Raw genomic sequence first — 18,917 nt, forward strand, 5'->3', positions numbered from 1 at the left:
TCATAACGGTCATAGCCGAGATGATCATCCATTTCTTTTTCAAGCATATCTTGGAGTGTTCCAGATAACAGGTCTTTTAATGCCTCCTGAATGTCATCAGCAGACTGAATATCATACTCTTGAAACAATCCCTGAATGAGATTTCTCTTTCCTTCTGTCATTGGTTTTGGTTTGTAAACTTCTTTTTTTCTGTTTGCCATAATAAAAGGCCTCCTATGATTTTTATATTTTATCATAGAAGACCTTAATGTTGTTTATTTTACAGAGATTTTTTCACAGGCTCTTGTCAGCCGTTTTTCAAATGGAATTTATCTGCAATCGCTTTCTTTCTGCTTTCCAATTCCTTTTCTGTAATCTTCCATAATCCTAACGCAATGATCTGCTATCTTTTGCATTCCGAGTTCTTCAAAAAAGGCAATTTGTATTTTCATCAGTTCTTCACAAACAGTCAACTTCTGCTCATCCATATTGCTAATAGCAAGCCATGGGAACGCTTTATATTTCTTAGTGTCCCCAATGAGAAAATTGTACCCTATCAACTCATTTTCACGGAAAACGAAATAGAATTGTGGGCCTGAACCTGGAACTGACTTTTCCATAATTTGCTGCATTGTTTTCACGCCGCCGTATGCCGGAAAAAAACCTATTCGCTCAAGAGCATTTAATATGTCAATCCTTTTATCTGTGGGTATGTCTCTATAATTGATAATCTGTTCCATTTGCTCTACCCTCATTGAAGTTTAATTTGTCAGGATCTAATTATACAACTTTTCTGTTTAGCGGTCAAAGCGGAACTTCAACAGGCTTTCTATCAGTTGCCTGACGATATGCTCCTGCATGGTGTGCTGTATTCCAACATTCTACTCAAGCTGTATCTGAAATCGCTGAAACATGGTGGACGGCTTCAACTTGACGAGGACATTCCTTACACGGCGCAGATGATCGCCACCATTACCCGCCAGCAGATCGGCACTGTGGAGAGAGCCTTGCAGATCTTTTTGAAGCTGGGTCTTGTGGAGGCGCTGGACAGCGGCACATTCTACATGAGCAATATCGAACTTTTAATCGGCCAGTCCTCTACCGAGGCTGAGCGAAAGCGGGCTGCGAGGCTCCAAAATAAGGCCCTTTCTGCGCTCCGAACAAGTGGCGGACATTTGTCCGACATTCGTCCACCAGAGATAGAGTTAGAGAAAGAGATAGAGATAAATAGAGAGATAGAGAAGGGACACCCCGCCCCCGCCTATGGCCGTTACCAGAATGTTTTCCTGACGGACGGGGAACTGGCAGACTTACATGCCAGCTTTCCCACTGTATGGGGCTAGTACATCGAAAAGCTGTCCGAGTACATGGCTTCTACTGGCAAGCGTTATCAGAGCCATGCAGCGTCGCATGGAGCGTATCAAACGCCGAAAGGCACAGACCCGTTCGGAGAAAGGAGCACCATGAACAAAGAACCCCGTACTATGCAGGTGGCAGACGCCGTTACTGCGTCCAGAGCGCCGGAAAACACGCCGGAGATGGTAAAGAAAATCAGCAAGACAACCTACAAGGTTCATGTCCATTTCAGCAATACCAGCACAGAAACCATGAGCGATAAAATCAAGCGTATGCTCAAAAAGGAAATTCAGCAGATGCGACAGACTGATAAACGAAGCCGCCTTGTGCTAAACTGATGATGGTACGCACCAAAATTTTTGTCAAGGAGGATACGAAAATGCTTTACACAGAAAAAGAAAAACATGAAATTGAGCGAGTAAAGGAGGTCTTTGCGGAACATCTGCGGCAAAGCCCTGATTTTGAACTGCTCTGGTCGGACAAGGTAGGCTATGTCTGGCTGACGATTGGCGTCAATCCAGTCTATGTGGATACCGGTATCAGAATTGAATCAGCCGCCGATCTCTGCGGCAGGTGTTTGGATGATGTTGCTATGGATGTTTTATATATGACAGGCAACGATCATGCACTGGAAGCAGCCGATCCGCTGGAATTGGCCGAAATCAAGCGGCGATGGGAGCCATATATCAACCAGCTGCCAGACTATGCGTATCTATGCAAAGACCTGCTGAACGGAAAAATGTAATCTATCAAACGAGGTGTCAGGAGCCATACGGTGCTTCTGGCACCTTTTTTGTGAATTTGATTAAAAAGTCCTTGACAATTTGTCTCTGGTGAAATCTACAAGTATATTCTTCTTGGGGTACAGCTTCTTAATAGCGTCAAGCATATATTCGATATGTTCCCATGAAGCATAACCCGAAAAGATATTAGAGGAATAGAAATTCATCATATTTCTTACTCGTAATTCCAAATCAGACAATATCCTTTTTGTTTCACCAACATCTGGTGAGCGAAGTGACAGGAGATTTTGGGCACCTCCAATGTCTTGAAGCACATCGTTATGAAGCAGTCTTGAGAAATCTTCCCTCTCATTTGCAATATAGTTCGTTAATTCATAATACTTTGTCAACTCCTTGTAACGAGCCTCCATGTCGCCAAGATGAATGACAGCAAAAGCCTCAAATAAAAGCATTATAAGCTGAAAAAATACATTGACTTTTAGGGTTTCCATTTTTGTACTGCTTTTGGCTGATCTGGACTTAATCCTTCGAGCAGCCACCGAAGCTGTTGGTGTGATAGAAGACGGACCTCATCTCCATTCCGTGGCCACTTCAGGCGTCCATTTTCGAATCGCTTATACAAAAGTCAGAAACCATCTCCTTCATAATGAACTGCTTTGATCCTGTCTGCTTTTCTCCCGCAAAAAAGGAAAACTGCATTGCCATAAGGATCAAGTTTAAAGTTATACTGAATGATATCAAGCAATCCACTCAACTGCTTCCTCATATCGGTATACCCGGTACGGATATAAATATGATCAACATGCGAAATATCCCCTAACATTTCTGCACTACCTTTACAAACATCTGTAAAAAAGATTCTGTAACTGTCTCATACAATTCCACGGAAATATTTCCGTTTTTTAAAACGGCTACAGGTTTCTGGGAACCTATTGAGTATCATAATTAGAGTTTTTAGAGTTACTCCTAAAACTCTAATTATGATTTTAAGGGAAAACGGTTGGAATGTCTGTACACCTTTTTATTTGACGCTTACAAATTATGTTTTTAGTTAGCTATGATGAAAAGATTTTTTCGTATTTTTAAATAAGTAGAACAAAATCACACCAAAATAACTGATTTTTTATTGCTTTTTCCAACAATCTGACATATACTGCACTATATAAAGTAATGCAGAGTAAATTCATGAGCGTAAAGTGCCTACCGGATGGAGAGTTGCCGGAGGACGAAAAGAGAAATCTTGCGGTTCATGGATTGCTTCTCGCTGCAACAGAAGATAAACATGAATCCATTAATTATCTCCTATTGTGAGCGAAAAAGAAAAGGAGGTAATTTTTTATGGAGAAAAAAAAGAGTATGTTTCTTACATCAGCCAAAGAGCTGAAAACCACTTCTACCATGGCAGTCTGTGCAATGCTTGCTGCCCTGGCGTTGATCTTAAATTCAGTTGCTTCTATCAATATTGGTCCCTATGTGAAAATTGGATTTTCCGGTATTCCAAACCAGATTGCAGATTATCTGTTTGGTCCTATTACAGGATGTTTGTTTGCCGGTGTGCTTGATATTGTAAAGTTCTTTATCCGCCCGGATGGTCCATTTTTTTTCGGTTTCACATTTAATGCAATGCTTGCGGCATTTATTTATGGATGTTTCTACTACAAACATAAGCTCACCTTCCGCCGCGTGTTGATTGCAAAGTTGGTTGTCATTCTGGTTGTAAATGTTCTGTTAAATACCTTGTGGCTGGACATGCTCTACGGAAAAGGCTTCCTTGCAATCCTTCCAATGCGTACTGTAAAGAACTTAATCATGTGGCCAGTTGACTCCTTTATCTTCTTTACCGTCACAAGATTGATTGAGCAGACAGGAATTTTTAATCTTTTAAGAAAACCGGCTGCCAACTGATTACATATATTTGAAAATATAAAAATTTAGTAGTATCAAACGCCAGCTGAACATGTTATTTAGAGCGAGGATGCTTCTTGTCCGAAGAGCAAGAAAAGATGGATAAGAAAGCGTTATCAATTCTTACAAGGAGTAATATTCGATTGGAATAGAATTGATGACGATAGTTATTTAAAGAGATATCCATTGTTTTGATCATGGACGAATACATTAATGCGAATATGAAGAAACAGAGAGTTATCGTGTGACAGAAATGTTTATAAACAACAGGCAGATGCTGTTGGACAGATTGTTAACAGATTAGATAATAAAGGAATCGACGGATTCAAGTCTTTGAAATTAAGAAAATCGGGATTGTAGAGGTGAAAATTACATGAAGAAATTAGTATTGGTATCATTAAAAACGATTGCCTTTTTTGTTGGCTGGGCTATATGTGCTTCAATTTTACCTATACCCGATACAAAAAGTGCAGTAGTCTGGAGATTTTGGGCAGAATTGATTCCATTATTATCAGTTATTGGTTTTACAATTATTTTCTGGTTAATAGATAAAAGAAAGATACGATTACATATGATTGGAAAACCTGTTTATAATATCGTACTTGGGTGTATCACAGGAACCATTTGGTTAGGCGTATCTGTTGTGATATTATCTATAATAGGAGTCATACATATTGATGGCAGAAATCAAATATCTATGCTTTGGTTATGGTTATTTTCAGCTTTTATCAATACCGTTATGCAGGAAGTGTTAGTTCGTGGTTACCTGTATCAGATGATAAAAAATAATTACAATATAGTTGCCGCTGTTATTGTATCTACTGGATTATTTACATTTGCACATGGTGGTGCTTTTGAGGCAGGAATACTTCCTGTACTAAATGTTATAACAATGAGTCTTTTCGTGACAGCGGTATTGGAGTACACGGAATCTTTAATTGCTCCGATTGTAATCCATTTTTTATGGAATGGTGTTGGCGCAATTATTTTGGGTGGAGTATCGCTGGCAGAAGATTACCCGCATATGTTTAACATGGTAATTAGTGGAAACTCAATTTTGTCGGGTGGCAACTGTAAAATTGAAGGCAGCATAGTTGTACTGTTTGTAAATTTGATTTTAATGTTTGGATTTGTAATGGCAAAAAAGAAAAAGGATAAAAATCTATAAATCCAATTTTATTGACATAGGACCATCCAAAATCAAGGAAGAAGAAAACGCTTCAATTGTTTGTGCCACCTTGTAGTCAGATATTTTTTGTGGGGGATGTTCCAGTAGATTACAAAATGGAAGCTGTAGTGTTGCTGATAAGGTTCGAGAATATGATCAAAAGATTCTTGATACAGACAGAGACGAGCTTCGATGCTTCTTGCTTGCAGTGTATGGAATATATAGGATACAGTAATAAAAACTGTAAGGTTATATATGAATCCGCTATATAAGCTCTTTCGTTTATCTGGCAAACTAGACAGGCTTAAAAATCATATTCTACCTTCGAGGGGTATGTTTTTTCTCTAAAAAAGAGTACGATCAATATAAAAAAGGAGGTAGATAGATGGATCTTATCAAAATTGGAAAATACATTGCAGGTAAGAGAAAGTCATTGGCGATGACACAAAAGCAACTGGCAGAAAAAATAGGTATGAGTGATAAGTCTGTTTCTAAATGGGAAACTGGAGTTTCCCATAGTTAAAGATACCACACCAAATATGATGAACCCACGCTTATACACTACCAGCTATAATAAGCCGTAAGGACAGCAATTTGACACTGCTGTCCTTTCTTTATATAAAATTGCAGTACACAGAAAAAAGCTGTAAAATAATAAATATATTTGTCCTTGTAACAATTCTCGGACATTTGCCTGTTATACTATCTGCAAAAAGAAAAGGAAGTGACAATATGAAGCAGATTTTAATTGTCGAAGACGATAATCTTTTGAATAAAACGCTTACTTATAATTTGGAATTGGACGGTTACACAATAACTTCTGTTCTGAATGCAAGGACAGCCGCTGAATCATTAAAAACAAACATTTTTGATTTGGTATTGCTGGATATAAATTTACCAGACGGAAATGGTTATGACCTATGCCGTCTTATCAAGCCAGAGCATCCTGATACAGTAGTTATATTTCTAACTGCCAACGATCAGGAAAGCGATCAGATACGAGGATATGAAGCTGGTGCAGTGGATTATATCACGAAACCTTTTTCGATTAGTGCTTTGCAGCGAAAGATCAAAGCCATGTTCGCTATGTTGGAACATCACAAACCAGCTAAGGATATTTACGAGGATGGTAGCCTGTTTCTGGATTTTTCGGAACAATTTGCAAGTTTGAACGGGAAACCATTAGCGCTTTCTGCGATGGAATATAAAATGCTGAACCTATTTCTTAAAAATCCGAAGCAGGTACTTACCCGCCAACAACTTTTGGAAAGGCTGTGGGACATTGATGAAAAATATGTAGATGAACATACCCTTACTACTTCTATCAGCCGCATTCGCAGTAAGATTGAAGCGGATGGCGACACATATATCAAAACGGTTTACGGTATGGGGTATCAATGGACAGGAGGCGAAAAGAAATGAAACTGAATAACCTTTCTGCTAAGAAAATTTGTAGACTGATTAGTGCTGGCATGGTTTTCTCTATGCTGGTAATTACCGGTATTCTCGGCGGTATAATGCAGGATATACGAATTTTCATAGCAGGTGGAACATTGACACTCTGTGCATTTTTCTGGATTTGGCTATTGGTGCTGTCTTTTGGAAAACGCCTTTCTCATTTTACTTCTAATTTGTGCCGGACGCTGGACAACATGATTGATGGAAACGAGGAATTACAAAAGTCAAATGATAGTGAAACTCTTTTTGCCCGTATCAACCACCGCTTAATCCGGTTGTATGAGATTATGCAGGAAAATCGGCACAAGGTAGACATGGAACGACAGGAGCTTCAAATGCTGATTTCTGATATTTCGCATCAAGTCAAAACGCCTGTCAGCAATTTGCAAATGGTAACGGACACACTTTTAACAAAGCCTGTTTCAGAAGAAGAACGGATGGACTTTTTGCAAGGCATACGCAGTCAGACTGATAAACTGGATTTTCTGTTCCAAGCACTGGTTAAAACATCCCGGTTAGAAACCGGAGCAATACGATTAGAAAAGAAAGACAGCAGCTTATTCCATACGCTTGCACAAGCTATGAGCAGTATTGTATATGCCGCAGAGAAAAAAGAAATTGCTGTATCCGTGGATTGCCCGGAAAATTTGATAATCTCCCATGACAGCAAGTGGACAAGCGAAGCCCTTTTCAATCTGCTGGACAATGCAGTAAAATACACTCCGTCAGGTGGAAAGATTTCTGTATCAGTGGTTCAGTGGGAAATGTACGTAGAGGTCAAAGTGACCGACACCGGCAGGGGCATTTCAGAAAGCAATCAGGCTGCCATCTTTCGGCGCTTCTATCGTGAGGAAGAAGTACACGATCAACAGGGTGTGGGAATAGGTTTGTATTTGGCTCGTGAGATTGTAACAAGGCAAGGGGGCTATATCAAGGTCGTTTCAGAGCTGGGGCAAGGCTCAGAATTTTCTATTATGCTTCCTGTAAGGTAAGATACAGCCACTTTTTTTGAAATGTCCGAGCGTTGTAACATTTCATCTCGATTTTCGATAAAAATTTTTCCTACCTCGGACATTTGTGTAACATTTGTGGTTTACAATGACTTCATCAACAGGTAGAAAGCCTTGAAAGGAGCATTTGAATATGAGCATTTTACAAACAATCGACTTAAAGAAGTATTACGGCACAGAACCAAACATCACTCGTGCCCTTGATGGTGTAAATTTTACTGTGGAACAGGGAGAATTTGTTGCCGTAGTTGGAACTTCCGGCAGCGGCAAGTCTACGTTACTCCACATGATGGGAGGACTTGATACCCCCACTTCCGGCAGCGTGATTGTACGGGGGGAAGAACTTGCGAAAAAGAATGATGATGAATTGACAATTTTCCGCCGTCGTAACATAGGGTTTATTTTCCAAAACTACAATCTGGTTCCGATTTTGAATGTATATGAAAACATCGCCCTGCCTGTGGAATTGGATGGTGATACCGTAGATAAGAAATTTATGGACGAAGTTGTGTATATGCTGGCTTTAGAAGATAAGCTGGAAAATATGCCAAACAATCTTTCAGGCGGTCAACAGCAGCGTGTAGCGATTGCACGAGCTTTAATTACAAAGCCGGCGATTGTCCTTGCTGACGAACCGACTGGAAATCTCGACAGCAAGACCAGTGCAGATGTGTTAGGGCTTTTGAAACGTACCAGCGGAGAATTTAATCAGACCATTGTAATGATTACTCACAATAACGAGATTGCCCAGCTCGCAGACCGCATTGTGCGGATTGAGGATGGCAAAATTGTAGGTTAAAGGAGGTGGGAATTATGAATTATCCTTTTGAAAATGATACAGAGAGAATAGAGAAAAGGATTGCTGAAAAGAGTGTATTCTCTGAAAAGAATAGGACATTTCTAATCAGAGTTATCATCTTGATTGCGGCATTTCTGTTGAGCTTTTCTGGTATTCTTTTGTGCAATGCAACGCTTAGTACGCAGCAGATCGCCCATGTAAATAATACAACTGAAGCAGTAGGAACTGTTTTAGGAATTGTTATTGTACTTCTTTGTACGGCAGGGCTGGCTGTCAAAAATATTCTTTATGTATCTGTACTGCAACGAGTACATGAATTTGCACAATTACGGGCAATCGGCGCAACATACCAGCAAATTAAATCAGTGGTCAAGAAAGAACGTGACAAAATAGCAAAACCTTGCATTGTGTTGGGAACAGTCATCGGTTTTCTGGTAAACATAGTTTTACCACTTCATTTTTACTGGATACCAAGCATTGTATGTGCGGTAATCTCCGGCATATTTATTTGGATTATCACAGCTTTGGCTTTTCAAGCACCAGCGAAAATGGCTGCATCTACATCACCAATAGAAGCACAACATACACAGGCAACAAACTATTTTAGAAGTGTTGGGGCAAAGCGTAAACTTACGCCTATAAGAATCGGGTGGATGTATTGTAGAGCCAATAGAAAGAAAGCTGCCTATACATTTTTATCTCTCATTATGAGTGGGATTTTAATGTTCGGTGTTTTTTCAATATTGAATGCGATAAATCCCGAAAGACTTGCGTCACAACCTTACCAGGGAAATAGTGATGTATTTGTACTACTAAATTCAACGGCTGATGAAGAATCCACCTATGATTTAATGAAATCTACACCATTTACAGAAGAAAAAAAGCAAAAATTGTATAACATTTCAGGTGTAAAAGATGTTTATGAATTGTATATGCTGGACGGCATTCTGACAAATTCAGAGGGGGAAAAATTTGAACTGTCCATTGAAAATGCTGTAAATCCAGAAACATTTAAAAATGAAATTGTTGAGGGTATGCAACCAAGTCATGAATTACAGAATGGAGCAATTCCTGTTGCTATCAATAGACAGTCTCCTTATTATCAGAAACTGAATATGCAGCTTCAAGTTGGAGATTATCTGCCGTATATCATAGATACAGGATATGGTCAAAAAGAAGTGGAGTTAGTTGTAAGCGGATTTGTAGAAAACAGCGATACTGGGCTTGTTATTTATACAAGTGGTGAAAATATGAAATCACTGTCAGAAATGAATTGTACGCTTGCATGGTATATTTGTTTGGATGATAACGGAAAAGACGTAGCAACAGAGATAATCAAAGAAATTTTTATAGATGACGACAGAGTTGATGTGTCTGTTTTGGCTGATGATGTTATGGCATTGGAAGATTACTTCCATAATGCGAAAGTCATCATTACAGTTTTGGTGGTGCTTATTAGTCTGTTTTCATTTATAAATATGCTGAATACCAGCATTACAAATGCCATTGCCAGAAGACACGACTATGCACTACTGGAAGCTACAGGTATGACAAAATTGCAGTTGCGAAAAGTACAGCAGTCGGAAAGTTTCATCTATCTGGTTGGAAGTTTTATAGGAAGCTGCATTTTAGGCATACCAATCGGATTGCTGCTTTGTACCCAAATATCAAAAATTCCCGGACTTTCATACTTTGAATATCACTTCCCAGTTCTTTTTGTGCTTTTATACTTTGCTGCGGTTGTGATGGTCTATCATGTAGTATCAGTATATCAAAAGAAATCTTTGCAACAGCACTCAATTATAGAGCGCATTAGAACGATAGGCTAAGTTTTAATAATCCGTCAGCTCCACAATTACATTACTCTGCTGATACAGCCAGTCCGTAAATTCTTTCGGGCTGGCTGTTCCTGTTTTTACAGCCTTTTTTCTCTGCAAGGCTTCTTTCTTAAAGTCGGAAAAGGCAGCCTGTATTTTTTCCAGACGGTCAGCCGGAAAGCCTGCGGTATTTTTTACCCGGTTTATTTTGTTGCGCCAGTTCTGGCATTCATTTTTATAAAGCAGGTCATAGTTATTTTCTCTTGCCCTTTCGTCAAATTCCCGCTTGTTTTGAAGCGCCTGTGCTTTTCGGCACTTGTCGCTGCACAGTTCATACCGCTGGCTCTTTGCCAGAAAATATTTCCCACAGACCTTGCACTGCCGGAAGCAAAGCCCCCAGTCATTCAGCCGGTTCAGATAATAGGTAATCAACGGGTAGAGGGACGCATAGGCAGACACACATTCTTCTGTGCGCCGGTTGTCCGGAAACCAGAGGTCAAGTCGGGTATCTTCTGATGGTGCGCCTTTGAAATAAAGGCTGCCAGCTTGAAAATGTTTCGGTTTTCCTGTCTCCCTGTCAAAGCTCATGGATTCGTTTTGGAATACCCCGGTCAGTCTGCTCATTTTATCCATGAAGCGGTCACAGGCAGTGTTACGGTCACGGGGTTCTCTGGCAAGCAGATAGCTGTTCCAGATACGGAACGCCACATACATTTTCAGAGGGTCATTGCTAAGATATTTTCCCCAGAGAAATTCGCTTGCCGCCTGTTCCAGCTCCGGCTGTTTCCATCGGTTGGAGTGGAGGGCTTGCCGCAGCGGAGAAAGCCCGTATAAGTTCCAGTCTCTGTCCGTGTCACGCTCAAAGTTTATCAAAAAAGTTCCCAGCGGGCGTGTCATATCACAAAGCACCTCTGCGTTTTGGCTCCCGTTCAGCCGGAAGCGGATCTGCTGTTCTTCCCCAATCAAAATCCGCTCTTTCATTTTCTTCCTGTCCAGCGTCAGGACAAACAAAATCCTCTCAAAACATGGCTCATGCCGTATAAACTGATTCTCCATCCCTATCCCCTGCCTTTGTCTATGGTAATTATATAATTTAGTTATATCCGTTACACTCATGGTATCGCAGAAGCATTGTTTTGTCAAGGATAGTCCGCTATGATGATTGCAGTTGGTAATTTCGTGCCACACAGTACCTTGACAAGTGAATGACCGTCCAAAAGGGATATGACCGGCAGGAGAAGTGACGCATCCGGCGCACCAATGCAGGGAAACACCGCAGGAATGGGGCAGGAAAACGGATTTTGGGGAGAACGGCAACAGGAAGCATTTTAACCTATTTGATTTATGGGAGGAACAGAATGAACGATAAAAAGAGATTGAACAGCTATGAGGATTTACCGCTGGTTCTGGATGTAGCGGACATTCAGCGGATTATGGGAATTTCAAGAGCGAGCGCCTATGAGCTAGTACACACACCCGGCTTTCCGGCGTTCCGCAGGGGTAGGCTTATCAAGGTCAGCAAAATTGCTTTCTTTGAATGGATGGCAAAAGGCTCCGAAACCGTACCGAGAAGCGACAAATAAGCGTGAGGTATCATTCCCTGACTGCAATACTGCCGCACTTTCCAAAGGAGCATACAGAGGGAAAAAAACTTAAAAATGATACCGAAACGCTACACCAAAACAGCCTATCTGTGTACATCAGGTAGAAATGGAGAAAGGAGCCGGTTATGGCAAGAATGAGCAACAAGCGGCGGCTGGAATGGTCTTTCTTCTTAAATGACCGCAGCCGTATCACTTACAACGAACTGTGCCGGAAATGCCAGCACGAATGTAAACAGAGCTTCCGGGCGGTTGTGGTTGACTGCCCGAAGTATCTTTCCAAGCGTTCCAAGAAAAAGGACAAAACTGCCGGAAACGGCAAAATCCCTTAGGAACTAAGGGCGCACTTCTATACATAGTCTAAAGACCATGTATCGTGCGTCCTGCGGAGCTTACCTCTGCCGCTGATAAAATCAGCAATCCGAGGTCTGCGTTCGCTTTGCTCCGACAAGGTGGCTACACCCCCTTGCGCCGCTAAAGCGGCTATCCCCTGTGTACCCGCCGCAAAGAGAAATCCGCTTTGCGGTTTTCCCTTTTCATCGGGTTTTATAGAAGCACTGACACACGGACTGTCTGCGGATGGTCTTTCTTTATCTTATCAGCAAAGGATGTGAGAACATGGAAAAATCTTTGGAACAGTTGAAGCAGGAATATGAAAAAACCACTGTCCTGCTGGAACGGGAAAAACGGAAAATGCAGCGTTTGAAAAACCGGCAGGCGTATCTGGAAAGCGGTTCCCGGAAACAGAGGACGCACCGGCTAATTACCCGTGGGGCAGCCGTTGAGAGCATTGCGCCACAGACAAAGGAGCTATCCGAAGCGGAATTTTATTCCCTCATGGAAAACATTTTGAATCTGCCGCAGGCGGAGCATTTCATCCGGTCTGCCACTGAGAACCACGCCCGTATTTCCGGGCAGGAGAAAGGCGGTGACTAAGGATAGCACTTTATCATTTTTCAATCGCACAGATAAAGCGTAGCGCCGGTCAGAGCGCCATTGCAAGCGCAGCCTACCGATCCGGGGAGCGTCTTTACAGCAGCTACTATGGAGAAGTCAGCGATTACACCAAAAAGGGCGGCGTGATTGCTTCGGAAATCATGCTGCCGCCCCATGCGCCGGAAATATATCTTGACCGGGCGACCCTCTGGAATGCTGTGGAGAGCTGCGAGAAACATCCAAAAGCACAGCTTGCCTATTCCTTTGATATTGCCATGCAGAATGAATTGACGCTGGAAGAAAACATGGAGCTGGCAAGGAAGTTCGTGCAGGAGCAGTTTGTGGCAAAAGGCATGATTGCCGATCTTGCTTTTCACAACCCGGAGAAAGAGGACGGCGGCATCCCTAACCCGCATTTCCATGTGATGACAACCATGCGCCCTTTGAACCCGGATGGCACATGGGGACAAAAACAGCGGCGGGAATATCTTCTTGATGAAGATGGAAACCGAATCCGGGATAAAAACGGCGATTATATGTTTAACGCTGTCCATACAACAGACTGGCATGAGCCGGAAACGCTGGAACACTGGCGGGAGCAGTGGGCGGCTGCCGTTAATACAAAATTTGAGGAAAAAGGGCTGGATGTGCGTATCGACCACCGTTCCTATGTGCGGCAGGGGCTTGACCTGATACCTACTGTCCACGAGGGAGCTAATGTCCGGCAGATGGAAGCAAAGGGCATCCGCACCGAGAAAGGGGAACTGAACCGCTGGATTAAAGCCACCAACCGGCTTATACAGGATGTGAGGAAGAAGATCAAAGCCCTGTTTGTCTGGATGGCAGAGGTAAAAGAAGAACTTTCCAAACCCCAGACACCGAGCCTTGCCGACCTGCTGATCGCTTATTACAACCAGCGCAACGCAGGGGCATGGAGCAATAAAGCCAGAACCGGAAACTTAAAGCAGTTTGCCGAAGCCGTCAATTATCTGACGGAAAACAAGCTGCTCACATTAGAGGATTTGCAGGAGCGTCTTTCCTCTGTCAGTGAAGAATTTGAAGCATTAAGCGGCTCCATGAAAAAGAAATCTGCCCGGATAAAGGAATTGCAGGAATTGATACGGGAGGGCGAGAATTACCAGCGGCTAAAACCTATTCATACGGAATTGAACAATATCAAGTTTAAGAAACAGAGGGAGAAATTTGAAACATCCCACGATGCGGAGTTACGGCTGTTTTATGCCGCCCGCCGTATTCTGAAAGAAAAACTGGACGGAAAACCCATTGCCCTGAAAGCATGGAAACAGGAATACGCACAGTTAAAAACAGAGTATGCCGAACTGTCTCCGCAGCACAAGCCGCTCCGGGAGGAAGTCATACGGCTGCGGCAGGTGCAGAACGCCGTAGATACCGCACTGCGCCGGAGGGAGCAGCCACAGGAAGTACAGAGAAAGAAACACGAGATGGAATTATGATATAATCGGCAGCTTTACCGCTGCCGGCATTTTTATGGAGGGAGCATTTGAATGTATTTGAAGCGGTGAAACAGTCTGTTACCACCCGGCAGGCTGCTTCATTCTATGGAATCCGGGTGGGGAGAAACGGCATGGTCTGCTGTCCATTCCACAATGACCGCACGCCCAGCATGAAAGTGGACAGCCGCTTTTACTGCTTCGGCTGCGGGGCTTCCGGGGATGTGATCGACTTTTCCGCTTTGCTGCATGGATTGGGGAAACGGGAAGCTGCGGTCAGGCTTGCGGAGGACTTCGGCGTTTCCTATGAGAAATCCGGCAATGCGCCGCCAGATAGGAAGCGTCACAACAGGTCACAGCCCCGACAAAAATCAGCGGAGCAGAGATTTCAGGAAACGGAACGGTATTGTTTCCGGGTGCTATGCGATTATCTGCGCCTGTTGGAGCATTGGAAAACAGCATACGCCCCACAGCCGCAGGATGCCATCTGGCATCCTCTTTTTGTGGAAGCGTTGCAGAGGATAAGCTACACAGAATACCTTTTGGATATTTTGTTATACGGAGAAATAGAAGAAAAAGCGGCGTTGATCGCCGCACAGGGAAAGGAGGTGCTGCGGCTTGAACAGCGAATTTCAGAGATTGCCGCTGGAAACGCAGGAAGCGGTCAAAAAGACGATGGACACAATGGAACCGGCGCAGACACCAGCAGAAATCCGGGAGACATTAGAGGGGACGCAGAAAGGCGGCGTGAAGAACAGCATCCGAAACTGCCTGACGGTGTTCCAGCGTGACCCGCTGTTTCGTGGGGCGCTGCGCCTGAACCTTTTGACGGAGCAGATTGACATTGTGAAGCCGCTGGGCTGGGAGCGCACCAGTACCACGCTGACCGACATGGACATGAACTACCTGCTTTTGTATCTGGAAGAAAATTACGGGCTTACCAGCGAGAAAAAGGTGCAGAGCGCCATCAAGATTGTTGCCAATGAAAACCGCTACCATCCGGTCAGGGATTACCTGAACAGCCTGCAATGGGACGGCACAGAGCGCATCCGTTACGCCCTGCATCACTTTCTGGGAGCCGATACGGACGAATACACCTATGAAGCCTTGAAACTGTTCCTGATAGGAGCCATCCGGCGGGTATTCAGACCGGGGAGCAAGTTTGAGGTCATGCTCTGTCTGGTTGGTGGTCAGGGAGCCGGGAAATCTACCTTTTTCCGGCTGCTGGCAGGTAGGGACGAATGGTTTTCAGACGATTTGAAGAAGCTGGACGATGAAAATGTGTACCGCAAGCTGCAAGGGCATTGGATTATCGAGATGTCGGAGATGATTGCCACAGCCAACGCCAAGAGTATTGAGGAAATCAAGTCATTCTTAAGCCGCCAGAAAGAAACCTACAAAGTGCCGTATGAGACACACCCGGCAGACCGGCTGCGGCAATGTGTATTCGGAGGGACGACCAACCGGCAGGACTTTTTACCCCGTGACCGCACCGGCAACCGGCGCTTTCTCCCCGTGACGGTGTACCCGGAACGGGCGGAGGTTCACATACTGGACGATGAAGCGGCGGCGAGGGCGTATATCGAACAGATGTGGGCGGAAGCCATGACGATTTATCGCAGTGGGAAGTATAAGCTGTCATTCAGCATAGAAATGAACCGATACCTGAACGCCCATCAGCAGGACTTCATGCAGGAGGACACACAGGCTGGCATGATCTACGCCTATTTGGAGGACTACACCGGTGACAGGGTATGCTCCAAGCAGCTTTATGAGGAAGCGCTGGGGAACTTAAATTCCCCGGCAGACTGGGAGACACGGGCAATCTGCGAGATTATGAATACCGGCATTGCGGGCGGCATTATACAGGGCTGGGCAGCCTACAAAAGCCCGAAGCGGTATAAGAAATACGGTTCTCAAAAAGGCTGGGAGCGTGTCAACCAAGACCCGCCGGAGGGGGACGGTTTTCAGGAAATCACGGAAGAAGAAGCCCGGCAAATGGAACTACCATTCTGAAAAGCCACCGGTTAACAGTTTGGTTGACGCTTCGGTTGACAGCCGGTTGACGGGGAAAAGCCTGATATTTGGGGCATTTCTCTCCTTTGTCAACCATGTCAACCAAGAAATCAAAGAAAAAGTAAAAAGTAATAATAGAGCGCCTGTGGATTGTTTTCAAAGTCTTTTCTGCCGGTTGACACGGTTTGGTTGACATGAAGACAGTCTGCGGCTGTAAACCTGCCTGACATTCCCTTGTCGGGCATATTTCATTTATGGAGGTAACTGCCTATGGCAAAAAGCAAAAACGAGAGCAATAACAAAAACAGCGGCACCCTGCTTACCGAAAAAGACGGCACCCAGTATTTTGTCATGGGGAAAGTCCGTATCAAGGTATCGGAGCATTTCGCACAGGATGGGAAGCCGCTTGACAGTCTGCTGGAAGATGTGATCCAGCACGCTGCCGCCGCTTCCTGAAAAAATACGGAATAACGACTGTCAATCAGCCCACGCTTATGATATACTTGTACCAGCGAGTATTGTATAAGCGTGGGTTGTTTCTTTTAGAAGGAGGATTTTTAACCGTGAAACAACCATACAATACAACGATTTATAACACTGCACTATATTTGAGATTGAGCCGTGACGATGAATTACAGGGGGAAAGCGGCAGTATCCAGACCCAGCGCATGATGCTTAGGCAGTATGCCGCAGAGCATGGGCTGACCGTTGTAGACGAGTACATTGACGACGGATGGAGCGGGACAAATTTCGAGCGTCCAAGCTTCCAAAGGATGATTGATGACATCGAGGACGGGAAAATCAACTGCGTTGTCACAAAGGACTTATCCCGTCTGGGAAGAAACTATATCCTGACCGGTCAGTACACGGAAATCTATTTCCCCAGCAAGGGAGTACGCTACATTGCCATCAATGATAATGTGGACACCATCAACGGAGAAAGCGAGCTTGCCCCGTTCTTAAACATCCTGAATGAAATGCACGCCCGACAGACCAGCAAAAAGGTCAAGGCTGCCATGCACACAAGATTTGCCAATGGCGCACACTATGGAGCCTATGCACCGCTGGGCTATGTAAAAGACCCGGACAAAAAAGGTCATCTTCTGATCGACCCGGAAACACGCTGGATTGTAGAGAAGATTTTTGATCTTGCCGTACACGGGAGGGGAGCCGCCAGCATTACACGGATTCTGGTGGAGGAGAAAGTACCTACCCCCGGCTGGCTGAACTATGAAAGATACGGGACTTTCGCCAATATCTACGCCGGTGCGCCTCCAGAAAAAGCCTATGCGTGGACGATTGCACAGGTCAAGAGCATTTTGAAAGAGGAAACCTACATCGGTCACAGCGTTCACAACAAGCAAAGCAACATTTCATTCAAGAACAAGAAAAAGGTGCGGAAGCCGCAGGAAGAATGGTATCGTGTGGAAAATACCCACGAAGCCATCATTTCCGAAGAAGTGTTCCAAAAAGTTCAGGAGCTGATTGCAAGCAGACGCAGACGACAGAAGAATGGCACAACGCAGATATTTTCCGGGCTGGTAAAATGTGCGGACTGCGGATGGTCATTGGCTTATGGTGTAAACAGCCAGAACAAAAATCCCTATGCACACTACCATTGCAGTAAGTACGGACAGGGATTACGCCAGTGTTCCATGCACTATATCCGCTATGATGTGCTGTATGCCTATGTGCTTGCAAGACTGCAATACTGGTCTATGCTGGCACAGAAAGACGAGGACAAGCTGCTGAAACGGCTGCTCAATGCCAGCGACAGAGAAAGAAACTCTGCGAAGAAAAAGCAGGCTGCGGAGCTGAAAAAGGCGGAAAAGCGTAAAGCCGAGGTTGACGGGCTGTTTGCTAAAATGTATGAGGACTGGTCTGCCGGACGCATAACCGAGTATAACTTCAATATGCTGTCCGAGAAGTACCAGAACGAGCAAAGGGAGCTTGAAACAAAAATAAGGCAGCTTCACGAAACGATGGAAGCCGCCGTACAGACCGCAGCGGACGCTGAAAAGTGGATTGCCCTGATGAAACAGTATGTCAACCCTGTGGAGCTGACCGCCGAACTTCTGAACACTCTAATTGAAAAAATAACCGTCCACGAAGCTGTCAAGGGCGAGGACGGAAGCCGTGAGCAGGAAGTAGAAATCTACTACCGCTTCATCGGCAAAATCGACTGACCTTTCTTTTTTACCAAACAATATCTTTAATTAAGGGAAACGGGAATCTGTTTGCCGGATGTATCAGTATACTTAGAATTATGCGGAATATTAGGTATTAGTCTTAATGAGTTCTTGGCTGGTGAAGATATTGAAATAGATAATATTGAAAAAAATCAGAAGATACATTGATACAGATAACAAAGGACAGTGGCCGCAAACAACGATACTTAAAGAGAATCATTATAGTGCTTCTTATTGTAATGGGAATATCTATGGTTACTTTTGGATCCATCGTATGTAAGAAATTGAGACAACCACAAAACTATATTGAAGCAGTAGATTCGGATAGTATAGAAATGAAAATTGCTGAATTGTTATCAGGAATTGATGGAACAATGATGTTTCAATACAATTCAAGGGATACATTTAAAACGTTATCTATTTACTTGTCAGAATATCAGCTTGGACAATGAGTTTCACATAAAAAAG

Annotated in this window: 19 protein-coding genes, 5 pseudogenes and 1 riboswitch; of the genes and pseudogenes, 19 read left to right on the plus strand and 5 right to left on the minus strand. The window is 43.7% G+C overall.

What is annotated here, in order from left to right:
* Positions 1-200: pseudogene (locus G593_RS0115475) on the minus strand (IS256 family transposase); the annotation flags it as partial.
* A gap of 108 nt (positions 201-308) precedes the next feature.
* Positions 309-719 carry a hypothetical protein gene (locus G593_RS0115480; protein ID WP_005341790.1) on the minus strand — a complete coding sequence of 137 codons (411 nt, stop codon included), beginning with the start codon at positions 717-719 and terminating at the stop codon, positions 309-311.
* A 96-nt stretch (positions 720-815) separates the two neighbouring features.
* Here G593_RS0115480 and G593_RS18785 point away from each other — a divergent pair.
* The 3 genes and pseudogenes from G593_RS18785 to G593_RS0115495 form a co-directional block, all read left to right on the plus strand.
* A pseudogene (locus tag G593_RS18785) lies at positions 816-1,388 on the plus strand (phage replisome organizer N-terminal domain-containing protein); the annotation flags it as partial.
* Positions 1,389-1,463: 75 nt separating this feature from the next.
* A complete protein-coding gene (locus tag G593_RS0115490) occupies positions 1,464-1,673 on the plus strand; it encodes a transposon-encoded TnpW family protein (RefSeq protein WP_442852377.1) in 210 nt (69 codons plus the stop codon).
* A complete protein-coding gene (locus tag G593_RS0115495) occupies positions 1,673-2,080 on the plus strand; it encodes a hypothetical protein (RefSeq protein WP_438368402.1) in 408 nt (135 codons plus the stop codon). The genes G593_RS0115490 and G593_RS0115495 overlap by 1 nt, the downstream gene beginning before the upstream one ends.
* A 60-nt stretch (positions 2,081-2,140) precedes the next feature.
* Here the strand turns inward: G593_RS0115495 and G593_RS0115500 are convergent, their stop codons facing one another.
* Positions 2,141-2,569, minus strand: a complete 429-nt coding sequence (locus G593_RS0115500) for a hypothetical protein (RefSeq protein WP_029732301.1) — start codon at positions 2,567-2,569, stop codon at positions 2,141-2,143.
* Positions 2,557-2,901: pseudogene (tnpB, locus tag G593_RS20970) on the minus strand (IS66 family insertion sequence element accessory protein TnpB). Before tnpB ends, G593_RS0115500 begins: the two are co-directional and overlap by 13 nt.
* 348 nt (positions 2,902-3,249) lie before the next feature.
* Positions 3,250-3,347: riboswitch (THF riboswitch) on the plus strand.
* Positions 3,348-3,416: 69 nt separating this feature from the next.
* On the opposite strand from tnpB, the gene G593_RS0115515 reads away from it, so the two are divergent.
* The 8 genes and pseudogenes from G593_RS0115515 to G593_RS0115545 all read left to right on the plus strand — a co-directional run bounded on the left by G593_RS0115515 (position 3,417) and on the right by G593_RS0115545 (position 10,247).
* Positions 3,417-3,983, plus strand: coding sequence for a folate family ECF transporter S component (locus G593_RS0115515; RefSeq protein WP_005341782.1), 567 nt, complete (start codon positions 3,417-3,419; stop codon positions 3,981-3,983).
* 178 nt (positions 3,984-4,161) lie between these two features.
* Positions 4,162-4,287 (plus strand): annotated as a pseudogene (locus G593_RS21595) (AAA family ATPase); the annotation flags it as partial.
* 69 nt (positions 4,288-4,356) lie between these two features.
* Positions 4,357-5,151 (plus strand): CPBP family intramembrane glutamic endopeptidase, encoded by a 795-nt coding sequence (locus G593_RS0115520; protein ID WP_029732302.1) that lies wholly within the window; start codon positions 4,357-4,359, stop codon positions 5,149-5,151.
* Between the two features lie 385 nt (positions 5,152-5,536).
* A pseudogene (locus G593_RS0115525) lies at positions 5,537-5,662 on the plus strand (helix-turn-helix domain-containing protein); the annotation flags it as partial.
* A 221-nt stretch (positions 5,663-5,883) separates the two neighbouring features.
* Entirely contained in the window at positions 5,884-6,573 is a 690-nt protein-coding gene (locus G593_RS0115530; RefSeq protein ID WP_019162604.1) for a response regulator transcription factor, read from the plus strand.
* On the plus strand, positions 6,570-7,601 hold the full coding sequence (locus G593_RS0115535) for a sensor histidine kinase (RefSeq protein ID WP_009260048.1): 1,032 nt from the start codon (positions 6,570-6,572) through the stop codon (positions 7,599-7,601). The genes G593_RS0115530 and G593_RS0115535 overlap by 4 nt, the downstream gene beginning before the upstream one ends.
* Positions 7,602-7,752: 151 nt before the next feature.
* On the plus strand, positions 7,753-8,418 hold the full coding sequence (locus G593_RS0115540; protein ID WP_009260049.1) for an ABC transporter ATP-binding protein: 666 nt from the start codon (positions 7,753-7,755) through the stop codon (positions 8,416-8,418).
* A gap of 14 nt (positions 8,419-8,432) precedes the next feature.
* Positions 8,433-10,247, plus strand: coding sequence for an ABC transporter permease (locus G593_RS0115545; protein ID WP_029732304.1), 1,815 nt, complete (start codon positions 8,433-8,435; stop codon positions 10,245-10,247).
* Between the two features lie 3 nt (positions 10,248-10,250).
* Here the strand turns inward: G593_RS0115545 and G593_RS0115550 are convergent, their stop codons facing one another.
* Positions 10,251-11,291, minus strand: a complete 1,041-nt coding sequence (locus G593_RS0115550; protein ID WP_009260052.1) for a DUF6076 domain-containing protein — start codon at positions 11,289-11,291, stop codon at positions 10,251-10,253.
* Positions 11,292-11,593: 302 nt separating this feature from the next.
* Here G593_RS0115550 and G593_RS0115560 point away from each other — a divergent pair, with 302 nt between their 5' ends.
* The 8 genes from G593_RS0115560 to G593_RS0115595 all read left to right on the plus strand — a co-directional run bounded on the left by G593_RS0115560 (position 11,594) and on the right by G593_RS0115595 (position 18,446).
* Positions 11,594-11,818 carry a helix-turn-helix domain-containing protein gene (locus G593_RS0115560; protein WP_008368839.1) on the plus strand — a complete coding sequence of 75 codons (225 nt, stop codon included), beginning with the start codon at positions 11,594-11,596 and terminating at the stop codon, positions 11,816-11,818.
* 146 nt (positions 11,819-11,964) lie between these two features.
* Positions 11,965-12,168 (plus strand): hypothetical protein, encoded by a 204-nt coding sequence (locus G593_RS0115565; RefSeq protein ID WP_004614949.1) that lies wholly within the window; start codon positions 11,965-11,967, stop codon positions 12,166-12,168.
* 286 nt (positions 12,169-12,454) lie between these two features.
* Entirely contained in the window at positions 12,455-12,772 is a 318-nt protein-coding gene (locus G593_RS0115570; protein ID WP_009260053.1) for a DUF3847 domain-containing protein, read from the plus strand.
* A 2-nt stretch (positions 12,773-12,774) separates the two neighbouring features.
* Positions 12,775-14,247 carry a MobQ family relaxase gene (gene mobQ, locus G593_RS0115575; RefSeq protein ID WP_077727571.1) on the plus strand — a complete coding sequence of 491 codons (1,473 nt, stop codon included), beginning with the start codon at positions 12,775-12,777 and terminating at the stop codon, positions 14,245-14,247.
* A 47-nt stretch (positions 14,248-14,294) separates the two neighbouring features.
* Complete coding sequence (locus tag G593_RS0115580; protein ID WP_024730557.1) at positions 14,295-15,035, plus strand: CHC2 zinc finger domain-containing protein; 741 nt, start codon at positions 14,295-14,297, stop codon at positions 15,033-15,035.
* Positions 14,920-16,260 (plus strand): virulence-associated E family protein, encoded by a 1,341-nt coding sequence (locus tag G593_RS0115585; RefSeq protein ID WP_055270962.1) that lies wholly within the window; start codon positions 14,920-14,922, stop codon positions 16,258-16,260. Before G593_RS0115580 ends, G593_RS0115585 begins: the two co-directional genes overlap by 116 nt.
* A gap of 270 nt (positions 16,261-16,530) precedes the next feature.
* Positions 16,531-16,716, plus strand: a complete 186-nt coding sequence (locus tag G593_RS0115590) for a hypothetical protein (protein ID WP_004849804.1) — start codon at positions 16,531-16,533, stop codon at positions 16,714-16,716.
* 107 nt (positions 16,717-16,823) lie between these two features.
* Positions 16,824-18,446 (plus strand): recombinase family protein, encoded by a 1,623-nt coding sequence (locus tag G593_RS0115595; protein ID WP_024730556.1) that lies wholly within the window; start codon positions 16,824-16,826, stop codon positions 18,444-18,446.
* Positions 18,447-18,917: the final 471 nt, after the last annotated feature.

Source organism: Dorea sp. AGR2135 (assembly GCF_000420885.1).
Taxonomy (GTDB): domain Bacteria; phylum Bacillota; class Clostridia; order Lachnospirales; family Lachnospiraceae; genus Dorea; species Dorea formicigenerans.

Excerpts from the sequence above, each read along its gene's own strand:
- G593_RS0115480 (WP_005341790.1), bottom strand. The coding sequence starts at position 719 with ATGGAACAGATTATCAATTATAGAGACATACCCACAGATAAAAGGATT.
- G593_RS0115490 (WP_442852377.1), top strand. The coding sequence starts at position 1,464 with ATGCAGGTGGCAGACGCCGTTACTGCGTCCAGAGCGCCGGAAAACACG.
- G593_RS0115495 (WP_438368402.1), top strand. The coding sequence starts at position 1,673 with ATGATGGTACGCACCAAAATTTTTGTCAAGGAGGATACGAAAATGCTT.
- G593_RS0115500 (WP_029732301.1), bottom strand. The coding sequence starts at position 2,569 with ATGGAAACCCTAAAAGTCAATGTATTTTTTCAGCTTATAATGCTTTTA.
- G593_RS0115515 (WP_005341782.1), top strand. The coding sequence starts at position 3,417 with ATGGAGAAAAAAAAGAGTATGTTTCTTACATCAGCCAAAGAGCTGAAA.
- G593_RS0115520 (WP_029732302.1), top strand. The coding sequence starts at position 4,357 with ATGAAGAAATTAGTATTGGTATCATTAAAAACGATTGCCTTTTTTGTT.
- G593_RS0115530 (WP_019162604.1), top strand. The coding sequence starts at position 5,884 with ATGAAGCAGATTTTAATTGTCGAAGACGATAATCTTTTGAATAAAACG.
- G593_RS0115535 (WP_009260048.1), top strand. The coding sequence starts at position 6,570 with ATGAAACTGAATAACCTTTCTGCTAAGAAAATTTGTAGACTGATTAGT.
- G593_RS0115540 (WP_009260049.1), top strand. The coding sequence starts at position 7,753 with ATGAGCATTTTACAAACAATCGACTTAAAGAAGTATTACGGCACAGAA.
- G593_RS0115545 (WP_029732304.1), top strand. The coding sequence starts at position 8,433 with ATGAATTATCCTTTTGAAAATGATACAGAGAGAATAGAGAAAAGGATT.
- G593_RS0115550 (WP_009260052.1), bottom strand. The coding sequence starts at position 11,291 with ATGGAGAATCAGTTTATACGGCATGAGCCATGTTTTGAGAGGATTTTG.
- G593_RS0115560 (WP_008368839.1), top strand. The coding sequence starts at position 11,594 with ATGAACGATAAAAAGAGATTGAACAGCTATGAGGATTTACCGCTGGTT.
- G593_RS0115565 (WP_004614949.1), top strand. The coding sequence starts at position 11,965 with ATGGCAAGAATGAGCAACAAGCGGCGGCTGGAATGGTCTTTCTTCTTA.
- G593_RS0115570 (WP_009260053.1), top strand. The coding sequence starts at position 12,455 with ATGGAAAAATCTTTGGAACAGTTGAAGCAGGAATATGAAAAAACCACT.
- G593_RS0115585 (WP_055270962.1), top strand. The coding sequence starts at position 14,920 with ATGGACACAATGGAACCGGCGCAGACACCAGCAGAAATCCGGGAGACA.
- G593_RS0115590 (WP_004849804.1), top strand. The coding sequence starts at position 16,531 with ATGGCAAAAAGCAAAAACGAGAGCAATAACAAAAACAGCGGCACCCTG.